The sequence below is a fragment of the Streptomyces justiciae genome (assembly GCF_015163075.1).
GTDB lineage: Bacteria > Actinomycetota > Actinomycetes > Streptomycetales > Streptomycetaceae > Streptomyces > Streptomyces justiciae.
Window position 1 is genome coordinate 12,634 of record NZ_JADDXU010000028.1, and the last position, 19,374, is coordinate 32,007.

A 19,374-nucleotide genomic window follows, 5' to 3' on the forward strand; every position below is an offset into this window, starting at 1 on the left:
AGTTAACTCACGCCGTGAGGTAAGTCATGTGTGGACCACGAGAGCCACGCGAGCCGAGGGGGAAGCTCCATGCGAAGAACCGCCCTGCTCACCTCCGCCACCCTGCTGGTGGCCCTGTTGCCGGCCCTGGCCGCCCAGGCCGCCGACGATCCCGCCCCGGTCCCCGTCGACCGCTTCGAGGGCGAGGTCCCCTTCGCCGACCCACCCGAGGGCGGCCTCTTCACCTGGGGCAGCGACACCGACGACCCGCCGACGCTCCGCCTCGCGGCGCGAGATGACGCCCCCGAGGGCGACAAGGTCCTCACCGGCAGCTACGACATCAGCGGCTACGGCGGCTTCACCCACGACTTCGCCTTCGCCGAGCCCGCCCACGACTGGTCCGCCCACCAGGGCATCCGGTTCTGGTGGGAGGGCCAGGACAACGGCAAGAAGATCGCCTTCGAGCTCAAGGACGGCGGCGCCAACGGCGAGGCCTCAGAGCTCTGGACGACGTCCTTCACCGACGACTTCAGTGGCTGGAAACAGATCGAGATCCCCTTCACCGACTTCGTGTACCGCACCGACTACCAGCCCGTCGGCGGCATCGACCACGTCCTCGGACTCACCGAGACCTGGGGATACGCGGTCACCCTCCCGGTCGGCGCACCCGGGCAGTTCGCCATGGACGGCGTCGAGTTGTACGGCAAGGCCGACCAGTCCCGGCGCGCCTCCGTCCTCACCGACGCGCCGGTGTACCCGGTGAAGGAAGGCGGCACCGCCACCGTCGAGGTCACCCTGGCCACCACCGGCTCCGCCCCCGTCGAGGAGCCCGTGACGGTCGCGTACGAGACGCCCGCCGACCCCGGCAAGGACTACGCCCCCGTCTCCGGCACCCTCACCTTCCCCGCCGGTACGGCCTCCGGCACCACGCGCACGATCCAGGTCCGCACCCTCAAGGACAAGGCCGCCGAGAACGCCGAGACCATCCCCCTCGAGCTCACCGTCACCGGCGCCAAGGCCCCCGACGAGACGCCGCAGATCGTGATCGACGCCCACGGACTGCCGTATCTGAACGCCAAGTTGCCCATCAAGGCGCGCGTCGCCGATCTCCTCTCCCGGATGTCCCTCGCCGAGAAGGCCGGCCAGATGACCCAGGCGGAGCGCGGCGCGGTCGGGACCGGCGGCGACATCGCCACGTACGCCCTCGGCTCGCTCCTCTCCGGCGGCGGCTCCACCCCCACGCCCAACACCCCCGAGGCCTGGGCGAAGATGATCGACTCCTTCCAACTCCGGGCCCAGGCAACCAGGTTCCAGATCCCCCTGATCTACGGCGTCGACGCCGTCCACGGCCACAACAACCTGATCGGCGCCACCGTAATGCCCCACAACATCGGCCTCGGCGCCACCCGCGACCCCCAACTCGCCCAACGCACCGGCGCGGTGACCGCCGCCGAGGTCCGCGCCACCGGCATCCCCTGGGACTTCGCCCCCTGCCTCTGCGTCACCCGCGACGAACGCTGGGGCCGCTCCTACGAGTCCTTCGGCGAGGACCCGGCCCTGGTCGACTCGATGGAGACGGTCATCCAGGGTCTCCAAGGCGCCGCGAACGGCAAGGACTTGAAGGACGACGACAAGGTCCTCGCCACCGCCAAGCACTTCGTCGGTGACGGCGGCACCGCCTACGGCTCCTCCACCACCGGCACCTACACCATCGACCAGGGCGTCACCACCGTCACCCGGCAGCAGCTGGAGGCCATCCACCTCGCCCCGTACGAGACGGCCGTCGACCGCGGCGTCGGCACGGTCATGCCGTCGTACTCCTCCCTGGACGTCATCGGCGACGGCCAGGGCCCGGTCAAGATGCACGCCCGCGCCGACATGATCAACGGCGTGCTGAAGGGCCGGATGGGCTTCGGCGGCTTCGTCATCAGCGACTGGGACGGCATCAACCAGATCCCCGGCGACTACACGAGCGACATCCGCACCTCGGTGAAGGCGGGCGTGGACATGGTGATGGCCCCGTACGCCTACAAGGACTTCCGCACCGGCCTGGTCGCGGAGGCCGAGGCGGGACGGGTCAGCGAGACGCGCATCGACGACGCCGTATCCCGCATCCTCACCCAGAAGTTCAGGCTCGGGCTCTTCGAGAAGCCGTACGCCGACACGAGCGGCGCGGCGAAGATCGGTTCCGCCGAACACCGTGCCGTGGCCCGGCAGGCGGCGGCCGAGTCGCAGGTGCTGCTGAAGAACGCGGGCGGTGTGCTGCCGCTGAAGAAGTCCCAGAAGGTGTACGTCGCCGGCTCCAACGCCGATGACATCGGCAATCAGACCGGAGGCTGGACGGTCACCTGGCAGGGCGCCTCCGGCGACATCGTCCCCGGGACGACGATCCTGGAAGGCCTGCGCGACGCCGGGGGAGACGTGACGTACTCCAAGGACGCCGCCGCGCCCACGACCGGCTACGACGTCGGGGTGGTCGTCGTGGGGGAGACCCCGTACGCCGAGGGCGTCGGTGACGTCGGCAACGGTCACGACCTGGAGCTGTCCGCGGCCGACAAGGCGGCCGTCGACAAGGTGTGCGCGGCCATGAAGTGCGCGGTGCTGATCGTGTCCGGACGCCCGCAGCTCATCGGCGACCGGCTCGGCGCGATCGACGCCCTGGTGGCGTCCTGGCTGCCCGGCACCGAGGGCGCCGGCGTCGCCGACGTCCTCTACGGCAGGCGGCCCTTCACCGGCCAACTCCCCGTCACCTGGCCCAAGTCGGAGGCGCAGCTGCCGATCAACGTCGGGGACGCGACGTACGACCCGCAGTTCCCGTACGGCTGGGGCCTCACGACCCTGACCAAGGTCCCCGCGGGCGGCGCGACGACGCTGAAGGCGCTCGCCGTCGCGGCGGCCGTCGCCGAGAAGGCCGGGGCGGACGAGGCGGGGCACGCCCTGGTGACCAAGGCGCGGCTGATCGTCCAGCAACGGCCGGTGACGGCGGCCTCGGCGAAGCCCTTCGCGGAGGCGGACCATCTGCTGCTGACCGGACGGTACGGAAAGGCGGTGGAGAGCCTGCTGGCGGCCTACCGGGCGAGCTGACCAGGGTCGATGTCCTGGTTTGGGAGGCTTCGGGTAGCGTCGGAGTATGAAGTCCGCCCTACGGACCCGAAGCCTCCCCAGGCTGCTGGCGGCCCTGGCGCTCGCCGCCCTGACCGCGCTGTGGGTGGCCCCCGCGCCACCCGCGTCCGCCGCCGCGCCTGCCGCAACGAGCGTCTCGACGATCGCCGAGGCGCTCCGCGAGAGCCCCGTCTACGTGGACGAGGCGGCATCGGACCAACTGTCCGCCTCCGACGCCCGCACCCTGGCCGACCAGATCAAGAACGCGGACAAACCGCTCTTCCTCGCGGTCCTGCCGGCCGGCTACCCCACCCAGGACCTCTTCACCAAACTGCGCACGGCGACCGGCATCACCGGCCTGTATGCGATCCGCCTCGGCGACGCGTTCGACGCCCGCGCCGACTCCGCGGTCCTGCCGCGCGCGGCCGTACGGAACCTCGTCACCACGGTCGCAGGCGAGGACACCCGGGCCCAGCTGAGCGACTTCACGAACAGCGCGCTGACGAACATGGGCGGCTCGGCCCCGGCGAGCTGGGGTACCGCCTCCGACGACAACGGCGTCCCGACGGGCGCGCTCGTCACGGTCGGCGCGGTCCTGGTGGCCGGCGGGGCAGGCGCCTACGCGCTCGTCCGCCGCAACCGACGCCGGCACGCGGAGGAGCAGCGGGCGGCACTGGAGAAGCTGCGGGTGGTCGTGGACGAGGACATCACCGCCTTCGGCGAGGAACTGGACCGCCTCGACTTCCACCCGGCGGAGAAGGGCGCGGACGACGCGATGCGCGCGGACTACGAGCGCGCGCTGGACGCGTACGAGCAGGCGAAGACCCTGATGGCGGCGGTGGGCAAGCCGGAAGAAGTACGAGCGGTCACCCAGGCGCTGGAGGAAGGCCGCTTCTCCCTGGCCCAACTCGCGGCCCGCCGCGAGGGCAGGCCCCTGCCGGAACGCCGGGCCCCCTGCTTCTTCGACCCCCGCCACGGCCCCTCCGTCACGGACGCCACCTGGACACCCCCGTCCGGCGCCCCGCGCGAGGTCCCGGTCTGCGCCGCCGACGCCACCCGCCTCGCCGACGGCCGCGACCCCGTGATGCGCGAGGTCGACACGGACGCGGGCCGCCGCCCCTACTGGGACGCGGGCCCGGCGTACGGCCCCTGGGCAGGCGGCTACTTCGGCGGCGGCATCCTCCCCGGCCTCCTCGTCGGCACGGTCCTGGGCAGCATGATGGCGACCCCGTCGTACGCCGCCGACTACGGGTCGGGCTACGGCGACTTCGGCGGCCCCGGAGGCTACGAGGGCGGCGACGTCTCGGGCGCGAACTTCGACTCGGACGACTTCAGCGGCGGCTTCGGAGGCGGGGACGGCGGCGACTTCGGTGGGGGCGGCGATTTCGGAGGGGGAGGGGACTTCGGGGGCGGGTTCTGAGGACGAGGACGAGCTCCTGCCGTCCCGACCCCCCACCCACCCGGAGGGGGCGGCATCCTTGAAGTGCCGGTCCGCATCATCCAGCCCGTCCGGCGTTTGAGGACGAGGCCCGTTCAGGGCCGAAGCGGGGGTCTGGGGGCGGCAGCCCCCAGTGATGGGACGGGTGGGGGCGGCGGGGGCGAGAAAAACCCGGCGTGAACCCCCACGGGCCCGGCACCCGACATGCCGGACCCGCGAGAGACCGTACGAGAACCAGCCGCCGTCAGAGCGTCGAAGCCGCCGACGCTATCGCCGAGGCGAACGTGGACACCTCGGTGTAGACGCCGGGCGCGTTGGGCCGCGCACAGCCCTCGCCCCAGCTGACGATCCCGACCTGGATCCAGGCCCCGGCGTTGTCCTTGCGGAACATCGGCCCACCGGAGTCACCCTGACAGGTGTCGACCCCACCCGCCGCGAACCCGGCACAGATCTCCTCGCCGGCGACGAGCCCACCGTACGACCCGCCGTACGCCTTGCACGTGGCGTCACTGACGAACGGCACGGTCGCCTTGAGCAGATACCGCTGCTGAGCCCCGCCCTCACGCGCCGCACCCCACCCGGCGACCGTGAAGTCACCGGTGTTGTACTGCGTGGTCGTGGCGATCTTCAGCGTGGGCAGGTTGATCGGCTGGGCGAGCTTGATGAGCGCCCAGTCCTTGCCGGTGCCGTTGTAGCCGGGCGCCTGAAGCACCTTCGTGGACCGGACCTGGACGCGCCCGCTGGTCGACTGGAGGTCGACGACCCCGGCGGTCGCGGTGATGCTCGTGTTGTTCCCGGAACCGCTCACACAGTGCGCGGCGGTCAGCACGATCTGCTGGGTGTACAACGCCCCGCCGCAGCCCATGGAGAGCCGGACCATGAACGGGAACTCGCCCTGCGCGGCCCGGGTCCCGCCGACGACGGGCGCGGGAGCGGCCTGCGCGGCCGAGACGGGCTGAAGACTGGCGATCGCGAGGGCGGCGGCGCCGAGGACCGCGCATCTCTTGAGGGCCGTGAGGAGTCTCTTCAACGTGATGCCTTCCGTGGGGGGTGGAAGTGCTCGGATCACAGAGGTGACGCGCGCATGCCAGGCAGCACAGCAAAGAACCGCCCATTGGATGGCATGGGCAAGTCAAATCTGTCGGTGGATTATGAGAACGCTGTGAGACCTGAGGCAAGGGGTGGAATCCGGCCACGTACCTGAGCCGAGCCGGGCATCAGGCCGCCCGGTCGAGAGGCCACCGCCGCCCGTACCGCTCCCCGGCGGCATGCCACCAGGCGGGCGGTGAAGGGCCGTTGACGGCGGAGCCCGGCTGACTCGGATGCAACCCGAGCCGCCGGAGCGCCCCGCCGTCGACGTACACGGCGAACCATCCACGCCACCGCCCGTCCGGCCCGGGCCCGCAGGCGAGATCCCACCGGAGCTCCTCGGCGGCGAACGGCATCCAGTCGACGCCGCGTTCCCGCAGTCAAGCGCGAACGGCGGCCAGGGGCCGGGGAGTTCCGGCGGTGTTCTCGTACGAGGCGACGAGCACCCAGACGGGCTGGGTGACGGGAGCGGCAGAGGCCATACGGCTCATGATGCGGACGAACTCCCATGCCTGCACCCGGATTTCCCCGCCCCCTTGCCTGAATCGCGGCCCCGATCACCAGGACCGGCTCATGGCGCGGGACGAACTTTCGTGCCCGCACCCCGCATCCCCTGCGCCCTTGCCTGAGTTCCGGCCCCGGTCACCAGGTCCGGCTCATGGCGCGGGACGACGAACTCCCGTGTCCGTACCCCCGTATTGCCTGCGCTCTTGCCTGAGTTCTGGCTCCGGTTGCCAGGTCCGGCTTATGGCGCGGGACGACGAACTCCCGTGTCCGCACCCGGCTTTCCCCGCACTCCCGCCCGCACCCCGACCCCGGTCGCCAAGGCCAGCGCCACCAGCCCCGCACTCACCCACACCGGCGCCCGATACCCGTCCCCGCCCGCGATACCCGCATCGAGGACCACCCCACCAACCCAAGGCCCGCAAGCCGCCCCCACGTTGAAGGCCGCCGTGGCGAATCCGCCGGCCAGCGTCGGGGCGCCCGGTGCCGCGTAGAGCACCTGGGAGATCAGCGTGGACCCGACGCCGAAGGCGAGCGCGCCCTGCACGAGAACCGACCCCAGCAGCACGGCAGGCTCCCCGGCGCCGAGCGCGAGAGCCGCCCAGCCCAGGCACAGGGCGGCCCCGCCCACGCCCACAACCACCCCGGGGCGCCGGTCGGCGAGCAGCCCACCGGCCCGTACCCCGGCGAACGCCCCGACCCCGAACAGCGCGAGCACGACCGGCACCCACGCGTCACCCAGCCCGGCGACCTCGGTGACGAGGGGCGCGAGGTAGGTGAACGTGCAGAAGGTCGCCCCGTTCACCAGCGCACCGAGCAGCAGCAGGAGGAGCAGTCGGCGATGGCGCAGCACCCTCAACTCACCGCCCAGCGCGGGACCTTGCGGCGCCGCACCACCGGGCACCGACCGGGCCACCGCCACCACGGCCGGCACGGACACCAGCGCCACCGCCCAGAACGCGGCACGCCAGCCCCAGAGTTGACCCAGCAGCGCCCCCGCGGGCACCCCCACGACACAGGCCAGGGTGACCCCGCCCAGCAGCATCAACGTGGCCCGCCCCTTGGCGTCCGGCGGCACCATCCCGACCGCCGCGACCAGCGCGACCGCCAGGAACCCGGCGTTGGCCAGCGCCCCCACGACCCGGGTGGCGAGCAGTACGGCAAAGCTCCCGGTCACCGCACCCACCACGTGCACGCAGAGGAAGGTGACCAGGAACCCCAGCAGCGCACCGCGCCGCGACCAGCGCCGGGCGAGCCCGGCCATCAGGGGCGCCCCCACCACCATCCCGGCGGCGAAGGCGGAGGTGAGCGCACCGGCGTCCGCGACGGACACGTGCAGCTCACGGGCGATGTCCGGGAGCAGCCCGGACAGCATGAACTCGGACGTCCCCTGGGCGAACACGGCGACGCCCAGCAGGAACAACGCAAACGGCATGAAGGAACTCCGCAACCCGAAGCAGAAGAAGTGGAACACGGCACGAAGTACCGGCCGTCCGGGCAGCGCGGAGCGGGGCCTGTCAGCCCGGCATCACGAACAGCCACCGGAGAGCCGGTGGCCGGAGTCTGGACGCCTCGGGGCTGGACACGCGGGCAGGCTACTCGTTCGAGACCGCCCGCGCAGGGATTAAAGACCAGGGATCAAAGACAAGAGGTCAAACGACCAGGGATCAAACGACCAGGGATCAAAGGCAGCGCGAAGCGCCGGTGAGTCGCGGCGACTCACCGGCGCTGTCGCCGGGGCGTCACGCGTTCTTGATCGCCGAGATGTCGAAGTTCAGCTTGATCTTGTCGGAGATCAGCACGCCACCCGTCTCCAGGGCCGCGTTCCAGGTCAGGCCCCACTCGGAGCGCTTGATCTCCGCCTTGCCCTCGAAGCCGACGCGCTCGTTGCCGAACGGGTCCTTCGCGGCGCCGTTGAACTCGAGGTCGATGGTCAGCGGCTTGGTGGTGCCGAGGATGGTGAGGTCACCGGTGATGCGGTAGTCCTCGTCGCCCAGGGCCTCCGCCTTGGTGGAGCGGAAGGTCATGGTCGGGAACTCGTCGGTCTTGAAGAAGTCCGCGCTCTTGAGGTGACCGTCACGGTCGGCGGAGCCGGTGTCGATGCTGTCCATCTTGACGTCGATGGAGGCCGTCGAGGCGGACGGGTCACTGCCGTCGAGGTGCAGCGAGCCGCTGAAGTCGACGAACTTCCCCTTGACGTTGGTGACCATGGCGTGCCGGACGGTGAAGCCGATCGTGGAGTGCGCGGCGTCGATCGTGTAGTCACCGGTCAGGGCGGTCAGGTCGGTGTTCGCCATGGTGTGCTCCTTCGGAGTGAGTAAGTTGAACGTTGAACTAACCAACAGGAACGACGGTAGCCCTATTCCATTCAAGTTTCAACATCATCCGCAAAGTGTTGGCGTGATTACGCTGAGGTGGTAGATGCCCAGGGCATGAACCAACGTCACGCTGACTCCATGAGACTCACGCGCAGAGCCCTGTTACTCGCGGCGACCCTCGTCGCCACCAGCACCTCCGTGAGCCGCGCCGCCGCCCCCGACCCCTACGCCGCCCTCCGCCACCGCTGGCTCGACATCGCCCTCGGCGCCGGCTACGACCCCACCGCCGAGCCGTACGCCTCCCGCCTCGCCGAGACCGGCGAACTGGCCCGCGCCTTCCGCACCACCATGGCCCCCACCGCCGGCTCCCTGTGGCCCGACCGCCCCTACGACCCGCCCTCCGGCATCACCCAGAGCTACAGCCGCCTGTGGACGATGGCCCAGGCCCACACCCAGCCCGGCACCGGCTCCACCGGCGACGACACCCTCCTCGCGGACGTGATCCGCGGCCTCGACCACCTCTCCGCCACGGTCTACAACCCCACCACCACCCGCTACGGCAACTGGTGGGAATGGCAGATCGGCAGCCCCCGCCTCCTCATGGACCTCACGGCCGCTCTCTACGACCACCTCACGGACGCCCAGCGGCAAGCGGCCTGCGCCGCCGTCGACCACTTCATCCCCGACACGATGCTCACCGACTACTCCGGCACCTCCACCGGCGCCAACCGCGTCGACCTGTGCCGCTCCGTCGCCCTGCGCGGCATCCTCGGCCGCGCCCCCGACCGCATCGCCCTCGCCCGCGACGCCCTCTCACCGGTCTTCCCCTACGTCACGCAGGGGGACGGCCTCTACGCCGACGGCTCCTTCGTCCAGCACACCTGGGTCGCCTACTCGGGGACGTACGGCCAGGTCCTCCTCGACGGCCTCGGACGCCTCTTCGCCCTCCTCGCCGGATCGGAGTGGGAAGTCACCGACCCCGCCCGGCAGATCGTCCTCGACAGCGTCGAGCACGCCTACGCGCCGCTGATCCACGACGGGTTGATGATGGACAGCGTCAACGGCCGTGCCATCAGCCGGGGTTACCTCAAGAGCGACGACCGGCACGTCCTGTGCAGCGACCACTTCCACGGCCAGGGGATCATCGCCGCGATCGCCCTCCTCGCCGACGGCGCGAGCCCTGCGGAGCGACAGCGCTGGTACGGCCGTATCAAGGACTGGGTCGAACGGGACACCGTCACACCGATCTTGACGGCACGTCAGTTCGGGGTCGCGGACCTGGCCCGGCTCCAGGCGGTGGTCGAGTCACCGGTCCCCGCCACCCCCGCACCCACCGGCCACCACCTCTTCGCCGCCATGGACCGCGCCGTCCACCGCCGCCCCCGCTTCGTCGCGAACATCGCCATGGCCAGTGACCGCATCGCCCACTACGAGTGCGGCAACGGCGAGAACCCGCGCGGCTGGCACACGGGAGCCGGAATGCTCTCCTGGTGGGCCGAGGGCAACGGCGACCAGTTCACCGACTGGTACTGGCCGACCGTCGACTGGTACCGCCTCCCCGGTACGACGGTCTCCACCCGCCGCCTCCCCGACAAGGCCGGCGGCGAGTGGGGCGAGCCCAAGCCCGACGCCCGCTGGGTCGGGGGAGCGACGGACGGCGAGTACGCGGCGATCGGCCAGCACCTGAAGGGGCTCGGCTCCACCCTCCAGGCCCGCAAGTCGTGGTTCTGCGTCGACGACGCGGTGATCTGCCTGGGCGCCGGCATCACCTGCGCCGACGGCGTCCCCGTCGAGACGGTCGTCGACAACCGCAACCTCGGCGAGAACGGCACCCAGCCCTTCGTACGCGGCCACGGCTGGGCCCACCTCGAAGGCCACGGCGGCTACGTCCTGCCGTACGGCACCCTCCGCGCCCTCCGCGAGGACCGCACCGGAGCCTGGTCCGACATCAACACCACCAGTACGACGGAACGGGCCACCCGGCGCTGGCAGACCCTCTGGCTCGACCACGGCACCGACCCGGTCGACGCCACGTACGTCTATGTCCTCCTGCCCGGCGCCGACCGTCACGAGACCGCCGCCCGGGCCGCCGACCGGCACTGGCTGTCCGTCCTCGCCAACGACGGCACCCGGCAGGCGGTCCGGGCCCCCGCCCTGGGCCTGACCGCCGTCAACTTCTGGCAGGCCGGCACGGTCGGACCGCTCACGGCCTCGGCTGGCGCCAGCGTGCTCCTCCGCCGCAGGGGCCGCACCGCTACCCTCTGCGTCAGCGAGCCGCCCCGCACCGGCGAGCCGCTGGAGATCATCTGGGACCACCCCGTACGCGCCGTCCTCCGAGCCGACGACCCGGTCGAGATCCTCGGCACGGGCCGCCGTCTGCGCCTCCGTGTCACTCCGGGGAGGGCATGCGCCACGCACGAATGTGAGGTGGCTCTCGGCTGACCGCTTTGTGCGACCCCTACAAGCAGGAAGCCCCCTGAGCAGTCGGAACGGCTGCATGCCGCTCAGGTTCTGTTCAGGGGTACCAGGAAAACGGGCCGGAGACTGTACGGAGTCGACGGCCCGCTTTCCTTGCCGTGCTTCGTAAGGTCACTACATGACCGTTTTGGATGACGCGCCGGGTGAGCCGACGGACGCACGCGGACGAGTGGCCGAGCTGCACGAGATCCGTGCCCAGGCACTGGCCGGACCGAGCGAGAAGGCGACCGAGGCGCAGCACGCCAAGGGCAAGCTGACCGCCCGGGAGCGCATCGAACTCCTTCTCGACCCCGGGTCCTTCCAGGAGGTCGAGCAGCTGCGCCGGCACCGCGCGGTCGGCTTCGGTCTGGAGGCCAAGAAGCCGTTCACCGACGGTGTCATCACCGGTTGGGGCACGGTCGAGGGCCGTACGGTCTTCGTCTACGCGCACGACTTCCGGATCTTTGGCGGCGCGCTGGGCGAGGCCCACGCCACGAAGATCCACAAGATCATGGACATGGCCATCGCGGCCGGTGCGCCGCTGGTCTCGCTGAACGACGGCGCGGGTGCCCGTATCCAGGAGGGCGTCTCGGCGCTCGCCGGTTACGGCGGCATCTTCCAGCGCAACACCAAGGCGAGCGGTGTCATCCCGCAGATCTCGGTGATGCTCGGTCCCTGCGCGGGCGGTGCGGCCTACAGCCCCGCCCTCACGGACTTCGTGTTCATGGTCCGCGAGACCTCGCAGATGTTCATCACCGGCCCGGACGTGGTCAAGGCCGTGACCGGCGAGGAGATCACGCAGGACGGCCTCGGCGGCGCGGACGTGCACGCCGAGACCTCCGGCGTCTGCCACTTCGCGTACGACGACGAGGAGACCTGCATCGCGGAGGTCCGGTACCTCCTCTCCCTCCTCCCGCAGAACAACCGCGAGAACCCGCCGCGCGTGGAGTCCACTGACGCGCCGGACCGCCGTGGTGAGGTTCTGCTGGACCTGGTGCCGGCCGACGGCAACCGGCCGTACGACATGGCCAAGGTCATCGAGGAGATCGTCGACGACGGCGACTACCTGGAGGTCCACGAGCGCTGGGCGCGGAACATCATCTGCGCGCTGGCCCGTCTGGACGGCCAGGTCGTGGGCATCGTGGCGAACCAGCCGCAGTCCCTGGCCGGTGTCCTGGACATCGAGGCGTCGGAAAAAGCTGCGCGTTTTGTCCAGATGTGTGACGCTTTTAACATCCCGATCGTCACCTTCCTGGACGTCCCCGGGTTCCTTCCGGGCGTCGACCAGGAGCACGGCGGCATCATCCGCCACGGCGCGAAGCTCCTCTACGCCTACTGCAACGCGACCGTGCCGCGGATCTCGCTGATCCTGCGCAAGGCGTACGGCGGTGCCTACATCGTCATGGACAGCCAGTCCATCGGCGCTGACCTCACGTACGCGTGGCCGACGAACGAGATCGCCGTGATGGGCGCCGAGGGCGCCGCCAACGTCATCTTCCGCCGGCAGATCGCCGAGGCCGAGGACCCCGAGGCGATGCGGCAGAAGATGGTCAAGGAGTACAAGTCCGAGCTGATGCACCCGTATTACGCGGCGGAGCGCGGCCTGGTGGACGACGTGATCGACCCGGCGGAGACCCGCGAGGTCCTCATCAAGTCCCTGGCGATGCTGCAGACCAAGCACGCCGACCTGCCCTCCCGCAAGCACGGCAACCCCCCGCAGTAACCCACAGGTACCGCTGCGGAAACCTCTCTCACGGAGACTGTGACCTATGAACACCCCTGACATCCGCGTCGAGAAGGGCCACGCCGAGCCCGAGGAAGTCGCCGCCATCACGGCCCTCCTCCTGGCCCGAGCGGCCGCCCAGCCGTCGTCCACCGACCAGGCCCACCGCGGCCGCCCCAAGGCCGGCTGGCGCCGCCTGGAACGCGAGGGCGGCTTCCGCGCCCCGCACAGCTGGCACTGAGCTCGTACGACGCTGCAGGGCCCCTCTCTTCAGGAGAGGGGCCCTGCAGCGTTTTGTCTTTTGGGGGCGCGGGGAACTGCGCGACCAGCCCCCGGGCTGCCGCAGACGGCACACAACCGTCCGTGGCAGCCCACTAGCCGCTACCGCAGGCGAGCCATCAACGCGTGCTCGACCAGCGTGATAAGAGCTGACTTCGCATCGGCCCGATGCCGCGCGTCCGTCGTGATGATCGGGGTGTCGGGGCCGATCTGGAGCGCCTCGCGGACCTCGTCCGGGTTGTACGGCTGGTTGCCGTCGAAGCCGTTGAGGGCGATGACGAAGGGGAGACCCGAGTTCTCGAAGTAGTCGACCGCGGGGAAGCAGTCGGCGAGGCGGCGGGTGTCCACCAGGACGATCGCGCCGATCGCGCCGCGCACCAGGTCGTCCCACATGAACCAGAAGCGGTCCTGACCCGGCGTACCGAACAGGTACAGGATCAGGTCCTGGTCGAGCGTGATACGGCCGAAGTCCATCGCGACCGTCGTGGTCGTCTTGTCTCCGGTGTGGGTGAGGTCGTCGATGCCCGCCGACGCGGATGTCATCACGGCCTCTGTGCGCAGCGGGTTGATCTCCGAAACGGCCCCGACGAACGTGGTCTTGCCCACGCCGAAGCCACCCGCCACCACGATCTTCGCCGAGGTGGTGGAGCGGGAAGGACCGCCGCTAGAGCTTGCGAAGTCCACTGAGCACCCTTTCGAGCAGTGTCACGTCTGGCTGGCCGCCGGCGTTCTCGTCGCCGCCGGGCTGATGGATCGCGACCAGTCCCGCCTCCGCCAAGTCGGCGACGAGGATCCTGGCCACGCCGAGAGGGATGGTCAGCAGAGCCGAGACCTCGGCTACCGACTTGATCTCCCGGCAGAGGTTGCAGATCCGCTGATGCTCGGGCAACTGGCCCTGCATCTGGTGCGGCTGCGCGGTGGTGTGCACCAGCGCCTCGATGGCGAGCTGGTAGCGGGGGCGCGTCCGGCCGCCGGTCATGGCGTACGGGCGCACCAAGGGGTTGTTCGACGCCCCTGCGGGCGCCGGCTCAGGGGCGCGTCGCTGCGGCTGCACCGGCTGGATGCGCGGCGCGGGCGGCTGGTCGTACGGCGACGGCCCGGGACCCTGGGGGTGCTGGGGTGCGTACGGCTGCCGCTGGCTGGGTGCGGAGGGGAAGTTGTAACGGTTCGGGTTCTGGGCACCGTCGTTCTGGCCCTGTCCGGGGCCGTACGACCAATTGCCCGACGATGAACCGCCTGGGGGTGTTGCCACTTTCTCTCCTCCTCCGACTGTGCCGGGCACCGCATCACTGTGGAGCCGCGTCCCGAAACCTTACGGCCCCGGGACGCCAAAACGCACCGTCTGTCTGTTAGTTGAGAAGGCTCCCTTGGAGCTCCGCACGCAGATCGGGCGTCAGGACCGTGCCGGCACGGTCCACCAGAAGGGCCATCTCGTACCCAATGAGGCCGATGTCCGCCTCCGGGTGGGCCAGCACCGCGAGCGAGGAACCGTCGGAGATGGACATGATGAACAGGAATCCCCGCTCCATCTCCACAACCGTCTGGTTCACGCTGCCGCCCTCGAAGATGCGCGAGGCACCCGCGGTCAGCGAGGTCAGACCGGAGGCGACGGCCGCAAGCTGGTCGGCGCGGTCGCGCGGAAACCCTTCGGACATCGCCAGAAGGAGTCCGTCGGCGGAGACCACCACCGTGTGAGACACCCCGGGGGTGTTGTCCACGAAATTGGTGATCAACCAGTTCAGGTTCTGTGCCGCCTGGCTCATCGGGCTCACACTAACGCTCCTGGTTGTAGGTGCTGTCAGGACCGAGGCCCTGGCCGTTCGTTTCACTTCCTGCGCTTCGACCCCGCTGGACACCGCGGCGCAGGTTGCTCAGCCTGCCCCGGACGTCCTCGGGAGCGCGGGAGACCTGTGGGCCCCCCTGGGGGGTGGTTTCGGCGGCTCCCTCGACCAGGTTGGCCTTGGGTACCCGCCGCGGCAGACCGGAGGAGGTGACCCCGCCCGCCTTGGGCTTACGGAGCGCCGATGCCTGCTGCCAGCGCTCGTCGTTGGCCGAGCGCCAGTCGCCGTTGCCGGTTCCGTTGCCGTTGTTGCCGCTGCCGTTGCTCTCCGGTGCGGAGGGCGTCGGCGCCGGGTTCGTGTGCCGCGACTCGAACAGGCTGCCGCCCGTGCCGTTCGCGCTGCTCGTGCCGTTCGCCGCGCCACCGCCGGAGCCGCGCCGCGGAAGGCCGGCGTCGGTCAGCTCGTGGACGGACGACGGGGCAGGTCCCGGACGGTCGAAGCCTACGCGGTCACGCTCACCCGCGTCAGCGGCCTGCACGGATTCCGCTTCGGGAGCGTACTGGTCCTGGTAGCCGTTCTGATAGGCGTCCTGCTGCGGCCAGTCGTCCTGGTAACGCCGCTCCTCGAAGGCCGGGAAGCTCTCGGGGACAGCCGTCTGGGCGGCCGCGGACTCCTCCTGGACCGGCTCCGCATACGCGGGCTCGGGGTAGCCGCCGCCGTTCGACGAGAAGGTGTCGTTCTGCGGCAGGCCGCCGTTCGGCGCGTAGTACTGCTCGTCGTACGACGGCTGCCGGGGCTCCTCGTACGAGGTGTGCTGCGGCTCGGCGTACGCCGACTGCTGCTGCTCCTCGTACGCGGCGGGCTCCTGGTAGCCGCCCTGGCCGTTGTCGTACCCGGCCGGGCGGGCGTCGAACTCGTCGCCGTACGACGGGGCCGCGGGCGCCTCCTGGCCGGGCTGCGGGGTGTGCGCCTGGGCCTCCAGGGCCGCGCGGCGCTCCTCGCGCATCAGGGAGCGGCCCACGGGGTCCAGCTCACGGATGTCGTCGGGGACCTCGGTGCTGTAGCGGCTGTCGTCGAAGCCGAGCTCGGCGGCCGTCCGCATCGGCAGACCGTTGTTGAAGTCCTCGCCCTGGTACTGCTGCTCCGGGATGATCTGCGAGACGGTGAACTCGTCGACCGGCGCCTGCTGCTCGCCACCGCCACCGTGGGTGATCGCGTCGGGCAGCATGACCAGCGAGGTGGTGCCGGCCTGCTCGCCGGAGGGGCGGAGCTGGACGCGGATGCCGTGCCGGTCGGACAGCCGGCCGACCACGAACAGGCCCATGCGCTGCGAGATCGCGGCGTCCACGGTCGGCGGGTTGGCCAGCTTGTGGTTGATGTCCGCGAAGTCCTCGGCGGTCAGGCCGATGCCCTTGTCGTGGATCTCGATCATCACGCGGCCGTCGGGGAGACGGGTCGCGGTGACGCGGACCTTGGTCTGCGGCGAGGAGAACGTGGTGGCGTTCTCCAGGAGCTCGGCGAGCAGGTGCACGAGGTCGGTCACGGCGCGGCCGTGGATCTCGGCCTCCGGGACGCCGGAGAGCTCGATGCGCTCGTACTGCTCCACCTCGGAGGAGGCGGCGCGCAGCACGTCGACCAGCGGGACCGGCTGGTCCCAGCGGCGGCCGGGCTCCTCGCCGGCGAGGACCAGGAGGTTCTCGCCGTTGCGGCGCATACGGGTCGCGAGGTGGTCCAGGCGGAAGAGGTTCTCCAGCTGGTCCGGGTCGGCCTCGTTGTTCTCCAGGTCGGTGATCAGGGTCAGCTGGCCCTCGATCAGCGACTGGTTGCGGCGCGACAGGTTGGTGAAGATCGCGTTGATGTTGCCCCGCAGCAGGGCCTGCTCGGCGGCGAGCCGGACGGCCTCGCGGTGGACCTGGTCGAAGGCGCGGGCGACTTCGCCGATCTCGTCGGTGGAGGTGATCGGGATGGCCTGCACCCGGGTGTCGACGCGGCCGGGGTCGGTGCGGGACAGCTGGTCGACCAGCATCGGCAGGCGCTGCTCGGCGATGCCGAAGGCGGCGTTGCGCAGCTGGCGCATCGAGCGGGACATCTGGCGGGCCACCATGCCGGCCAGGATGAACGCGGCGAGCAGGGCGACCACGACGGCGGCACCGGTGATGAGGGCGTCACGCTTGGCGTCGTCGGCGATGCTCGCGGCCTCGTCCACCGCGGTGTCGCTCATGTCGGACTCGATGGTCCGGTACGTCTTGTACTTGAGGGTGTTGAACGCCCACCAGTTCTCCGCGGTGACGCCCTTGGTGGCGAGTGCCGCCCGCTCGGACTTGTCCGTGGAGGTCAGCGAGCCGACGTACTTGACGAAGGTGGCCGTGTCGGTCGGCGGCGCCACGTAGGCGGCGTTCTTCTTCGCGGCCTCCTCGGACATCGCCTTGCCGTCCGCCAGCGCCTGCTTCTGCAGGGTGTCGAGCTTGGCCGCGTCGGCCTCGGTGCCACCACCGACGTACTCCTCGATGGCGATGCCCTCGAGGTAGGCGTACGAGGTGAGCGCGGTGCGCTGGGCGGCCAGGTCGGTGTCCTTGGGGCCCGGGGCGATCAGCAGGTGCATACCGATGGAACGCTCGAGCGACAGCGAGGCCTTGGTCAGCGCGATGGCGTAGACGGTACGGCCGTAGCTGGTGATGTTTCCGGTGCCGAGACCGAGCTCGTTGGCGAACTCCATCAGGGGGTGCGCGACCTGGACGTAGCCCTCCTCGGTCTGCACACCGCGGAGCTTGTCCGTGTACGCGGCGGCGCGCAGCTTGGTGAGGTCGCCCTCGACCTCGCGGAACAGCTGGAGGCGGCGCTGCAGGCCCGCCGTCTGCGGCATGTTCTGCGCGGCCTCGTCGAAGGCGTCGGCGGCGTCGTCGGTGGCCTTGCGGGCGGCGACGACCGTCTTGTCGGTCTGGCCCTTGCCCTGCAGGAGAGGGGCGGCGGTGGTGTCGCGCTCGTTGTAGAGGGCGTCGCCGTAGGTCAGGGCGGCACGGACCAGACGCGCGGTCTTCTCGGCGTCCTCGGCCTGCTGCCAGGTGTCGATCGAGCTCTTCACCTGGAAGCCGCCCATGACGAGGCCGACCAGCACGGGTATGAGCAGGATCGCGTTCAGCCTGGTCGGCACCCGCCAGTTGCGGGGGGACAGCCGGCCACCGCTCGGCGCCGGAGCAGCCGTTGGTTCGGAACCGGGCACAGGGGCGGGCGCCGCTCCGCGCGGCGGCGGGGTGAAGTTGCCCCGGGCCGACGGCTCGGGACCGTTCTTGCTTCGCCTCACTCGACCAACAACCTCTCGGAGGGGTCGGCACCTACGTTGTGCCGCAGTCTCTCAGAGCCCAGTTCGCCATCGACTGATGAGTACGTCTTTGACTATTGGGCAGTTCAGGCATTCCAGCACGTGGTCCTGCGCTCGTCCAAACATGGGAGTGCAGGGATTCCGAGTGATGTAAGCCCCAGATAAAACGGTCATAAAGAGCGAGCCCCGTCAAAAGACGGGGCCTTTGTGGACGCAGCGACACCGGTTGACCGCGACGCGTGGCCGTACCACCCGATTCCTCTGCCGAAACGTTATGAACACCGGGGCCGACCGTGTCAAAGGACACAGCCGGCTCCGGGGCATCTACGACAACTGCCGTATGGCGCGGACGATTTGAGTGCTATCGCAGACGTGCCATGAGAGCATGCTCGACCAGCGTGATCAGGGCACTCTTCGCATCCGAGCGGTGCCGGGCGTCCGTCGTGATGATCGGGGTGTCCGGACCGATCTGGAGTGCCTCACGCACCTCCTCGGGCGCGTAGGGCTGGTGTCCGTCGAAGCCGTTGAGGGCCACGACGAACGGCAGACCGCTGTTCTCGAAGTAGTCGACCGCGGGGAAGCAGTCGGCAAGACGCCGGGTGTCCACCAGGACCACCGCGCCGATCGCGCCGCGCACCAGGTCGTCCCACATGAACCAGAAACGGTCCTGACCGGGCGTACCGAACAGGTACAGGATCAGGTCCTGGTCCAGGGTGATACGGCCGAAGTCCATGGCCACCGTGGTGGTGGTCTTGTCCCCGGTGTGGGTGAGGTCGTCGATGCCCGCGGACGCGGACGTCATGACGGCCTCGGTGCGCAGCGGGTTGATCTCGGAGACGGCGCCCACGAACGTGGTCTTGCCGACGCCGAAGCCGCCGGCCACCACGATCTTCGCGGAGGTGGTCGCCCGGCCTCCGTCAGAGCTTGCGAAGTCCACTGAGCACCCTTTCGAGCAGTGTCACGTCCGGAGCGCCGGTGCTCTCGTCGCCGCCCGGCTGGTGAATGGCGACGAGCCCTGCCTCGGCGAGGTCCGCGACGAGGATGCGGGCCACACCGAGCGGCATGGCCAGGAGCGCCGACACCTCCGCGACCGACTTCACCTCACGGCACAGATGGCAGATGCGCTGGTGCTCCGGGAGCAGGCCCATGAGCGCTGCCGGGTCGGCCGTGGTGCTGATCAGGGCCTCTATGGCCAGCTGGTAGCGCGGCCGGGTCCGGCCGCCGGTCATCGCGTACGGACGTACCAGCGGCTGGTCGCCCTCATCCTCGTACGGCTCCGCGTACGGATCATGAGAGGCGGTGGGCGGGGTCATTGATCCTCCGGGCGGGACAGCAAACTTCCGGTCAGTCGTGCCGTCTTGGTGAGGCCGGTGGGGGGATTGTGT

Annotated in this window: 14 protein-coding genes; 5 read left to right on the forward strand and 9 right to left on the reverse strand. The window is 70.2% G+C overall.

Features of this window, described 5'->3' with window-relative positions:
- Positions 1 to 69: 69 nt before the first annotated feature.
- Both IQ210_RS43550 and IQ210_RS43555 read left to right on the forward strand, forming a co-directional pair.
- A complete protein-coding gene (locus tag IQ210_RS43550; RefSeq protein WP_194084799.1) occupies positions 70 to 3,063 on the forward strand; it encodes a glycoside hydrolase family 3 protein in 2,994 nt (997 codons plus the stop codon).
- 46 nt (positions 3,064 to 3,109) lie between these two features.
- Positions 3,110 to 4,501 carry a hypothetical protein gene (locus tag IQ210_RS43555; protein WP_194084800.1) on the forward strand — a complete coding sequence of 464 codons (1,392 nt, stop codon included), beginning with the start codon at positions 3,110 to 3,112 and terminating at the stop codon, positions 4,499 to 4,501.
- A gap of 262 nt (positions 4,502 to 4,763) precedes the next feature.
- Here IQ210_RS43555 and IQ210_RS43560 read toward each other — a convergent pair whose 3' ends face one another.
- The 3 genes from IQ210_RS43560 to IQ210_RS43570 form a co-directional block, all read right to left on the reverse strand.
- Positions 4,764 to 5,549 (reverse strand): serine protease, encoded by a 786-nt coding sequence (locus tag IQ210_RS43560; protein WP_194084801.1) that lies wholly within the window; start codon positions 5,547 to 5,549, stop codon positions 4,764 to 4,766.
- An 804-nt stretch (positions 5,550 to 6,353) separates the two neighbouring features.
- Positions 6,354 to 7,547, reverse strand: a complete 1,194-nt coding sequence (locus tag IQ210_RS43565) for a Cmx/CmrA family chloramphenicol efflux MFS transporter (protein WP_194084802.1) — start codon at positions 7,545 to 7,547, stop codon at positions 6,354 to 6,356.
- 307 nt (positions 7,548 to 7,854) lie between these two features.
- On the reverse strand, positions 7,855 to 8,409 hold the full coding sequence (locus IQ210_RS43570; protein WP_194084803.1) for a YceI family protein: 555 nt from the start codon (positions 8,407 to 8,409) through the stop codon (positions 7,855 to 7,857).
- A 159-nt stretch (positions 8,410 to 8,568) separates the two neighbouring features.
- Between IQ210_RS43570 and IQ210_RS43575 the strand changes: the two genes are divergently transcribed.
- The 3 genes from IQ210_RS43575 (at position 8,569) to IQ210_RS43585 (ending at position 12,851) form a co-directional block, all read left to right on the forward strand.
- Positions 8,569 to 10,872, forward strand: coding sequence for a polysaccharide lyase 8 family protein (locus IQ210_RS43575; protein WP_194084804.1), 2,304 nt, complete (start codon positions 8,569 to 8,571; stop codon positions 10,870 to 10,872).
- A gap of 154 nt (positions 10,873 to 11,026) precedes the next feature.
- Entirely contained in the window at positions 11,027 to 12,610 is a 1,584-nt protein-coding gene (locus IQ210_RS43580; RefSeq protein ID WP_194084805.1) for an acyl-CoA carboxylase subunit beta, read from the forward strand.
- A gap of 46 nt (positions 12,611 to 12,656) precedes the next feature.
- A complete protein-coding gene (locus IQ210_RS43585; protein WP_194084806.1) occupies positions 12,657 to 12,851 on the forward strand; it encodes an acyl-CoA carboxylase epsilon subunit in 195 nt (64 codons plus the stop codon).
- Between the two features lie 140 nt (positions 12,852 to 12,991).
- On the opposite strand, the gene IQ210_RS43590 is transcribed toward IQ210_RS43585, so the two are convergent.
- The 6 genes from IQ210_RS43590 to IQ210_RS43615 form a co-directional block, all read right to left on the reverse strand.
- A complete protein-coding gene (locus tag IQ210_RS43590; protein ID WP_026248371.1) occupies positions 12,992 to 13,573 on the reverse strand; it encodes a GTP-binding protein in 582 nt (193 codons plus the stop codon).
- A complete protein-coding gene (locus IQ210_RS43595; protein WP_194084807.1) occupies positions 13,554 to 14,141 on the reverse strand; it encodes a DUF742 domain-containing protein in 588 nt (195 codons plus the stop codon). Before IQ210_RS43595 ends, IQ210_RS43590 begins: the two co-directional genes overlap by 20 nt.
- Before the next feature lie 97 nt (positions 14,142 to 14,238).
- Positions 14,239 to 14,652 (reverse strand): roadblock/LC7 domain-containing protein, encoded by a 414-nt coding sequence (locus IQ210_RS43600; RefSeq protein WP_004983065.1) that lies wholly within the window; start codon positions 14,650 to 14,652, stop codon positions 14,239 to 14,241.
- A 10-nt stretch (positions 14,653 to 14,662) separates the two neighbouring features.
- Positions 14,663 to 17,971 (reverse strand): sensor histidine kinase, encoded by a 3,309-nt coding sequence (locus IQ210_RS43605; protein WP_194084808.1) that lies wholly within the window; start codon positions 17,969 to 17,971, stop codon positions 14,663 to 14,665.
- Positions 17,972 to 18,350: 379 nt separating this feature from the next.
- Complete coding sequence (locus IQ210_RS43610) at positions 18,351 to 18,926, reverse strand: GTP-binding protein (protein ID WP_015657619.1); 576 nt, start codon at positions 18,924 to 18,926, stop codon at positions 18,351 to 18,353.
- Positions 18,907 to 19,302, reverse strand: coding sequence for a DUF742 domain-containing protein (locus tag IQ210_RS43615; RefSeq protein WP_030611532.1), 396 nt, complete (start codon positions 19,300 to 19,302; stop codon positions 18,907 to 18,909). The genes IQ210_RS43610 and IQ210_RS43615 overlap by 20 nt, the downstream gene beginning before the upstream one ends.
- Positions 19,303 to 19,374: the final 72 nt, after the last annotated feature.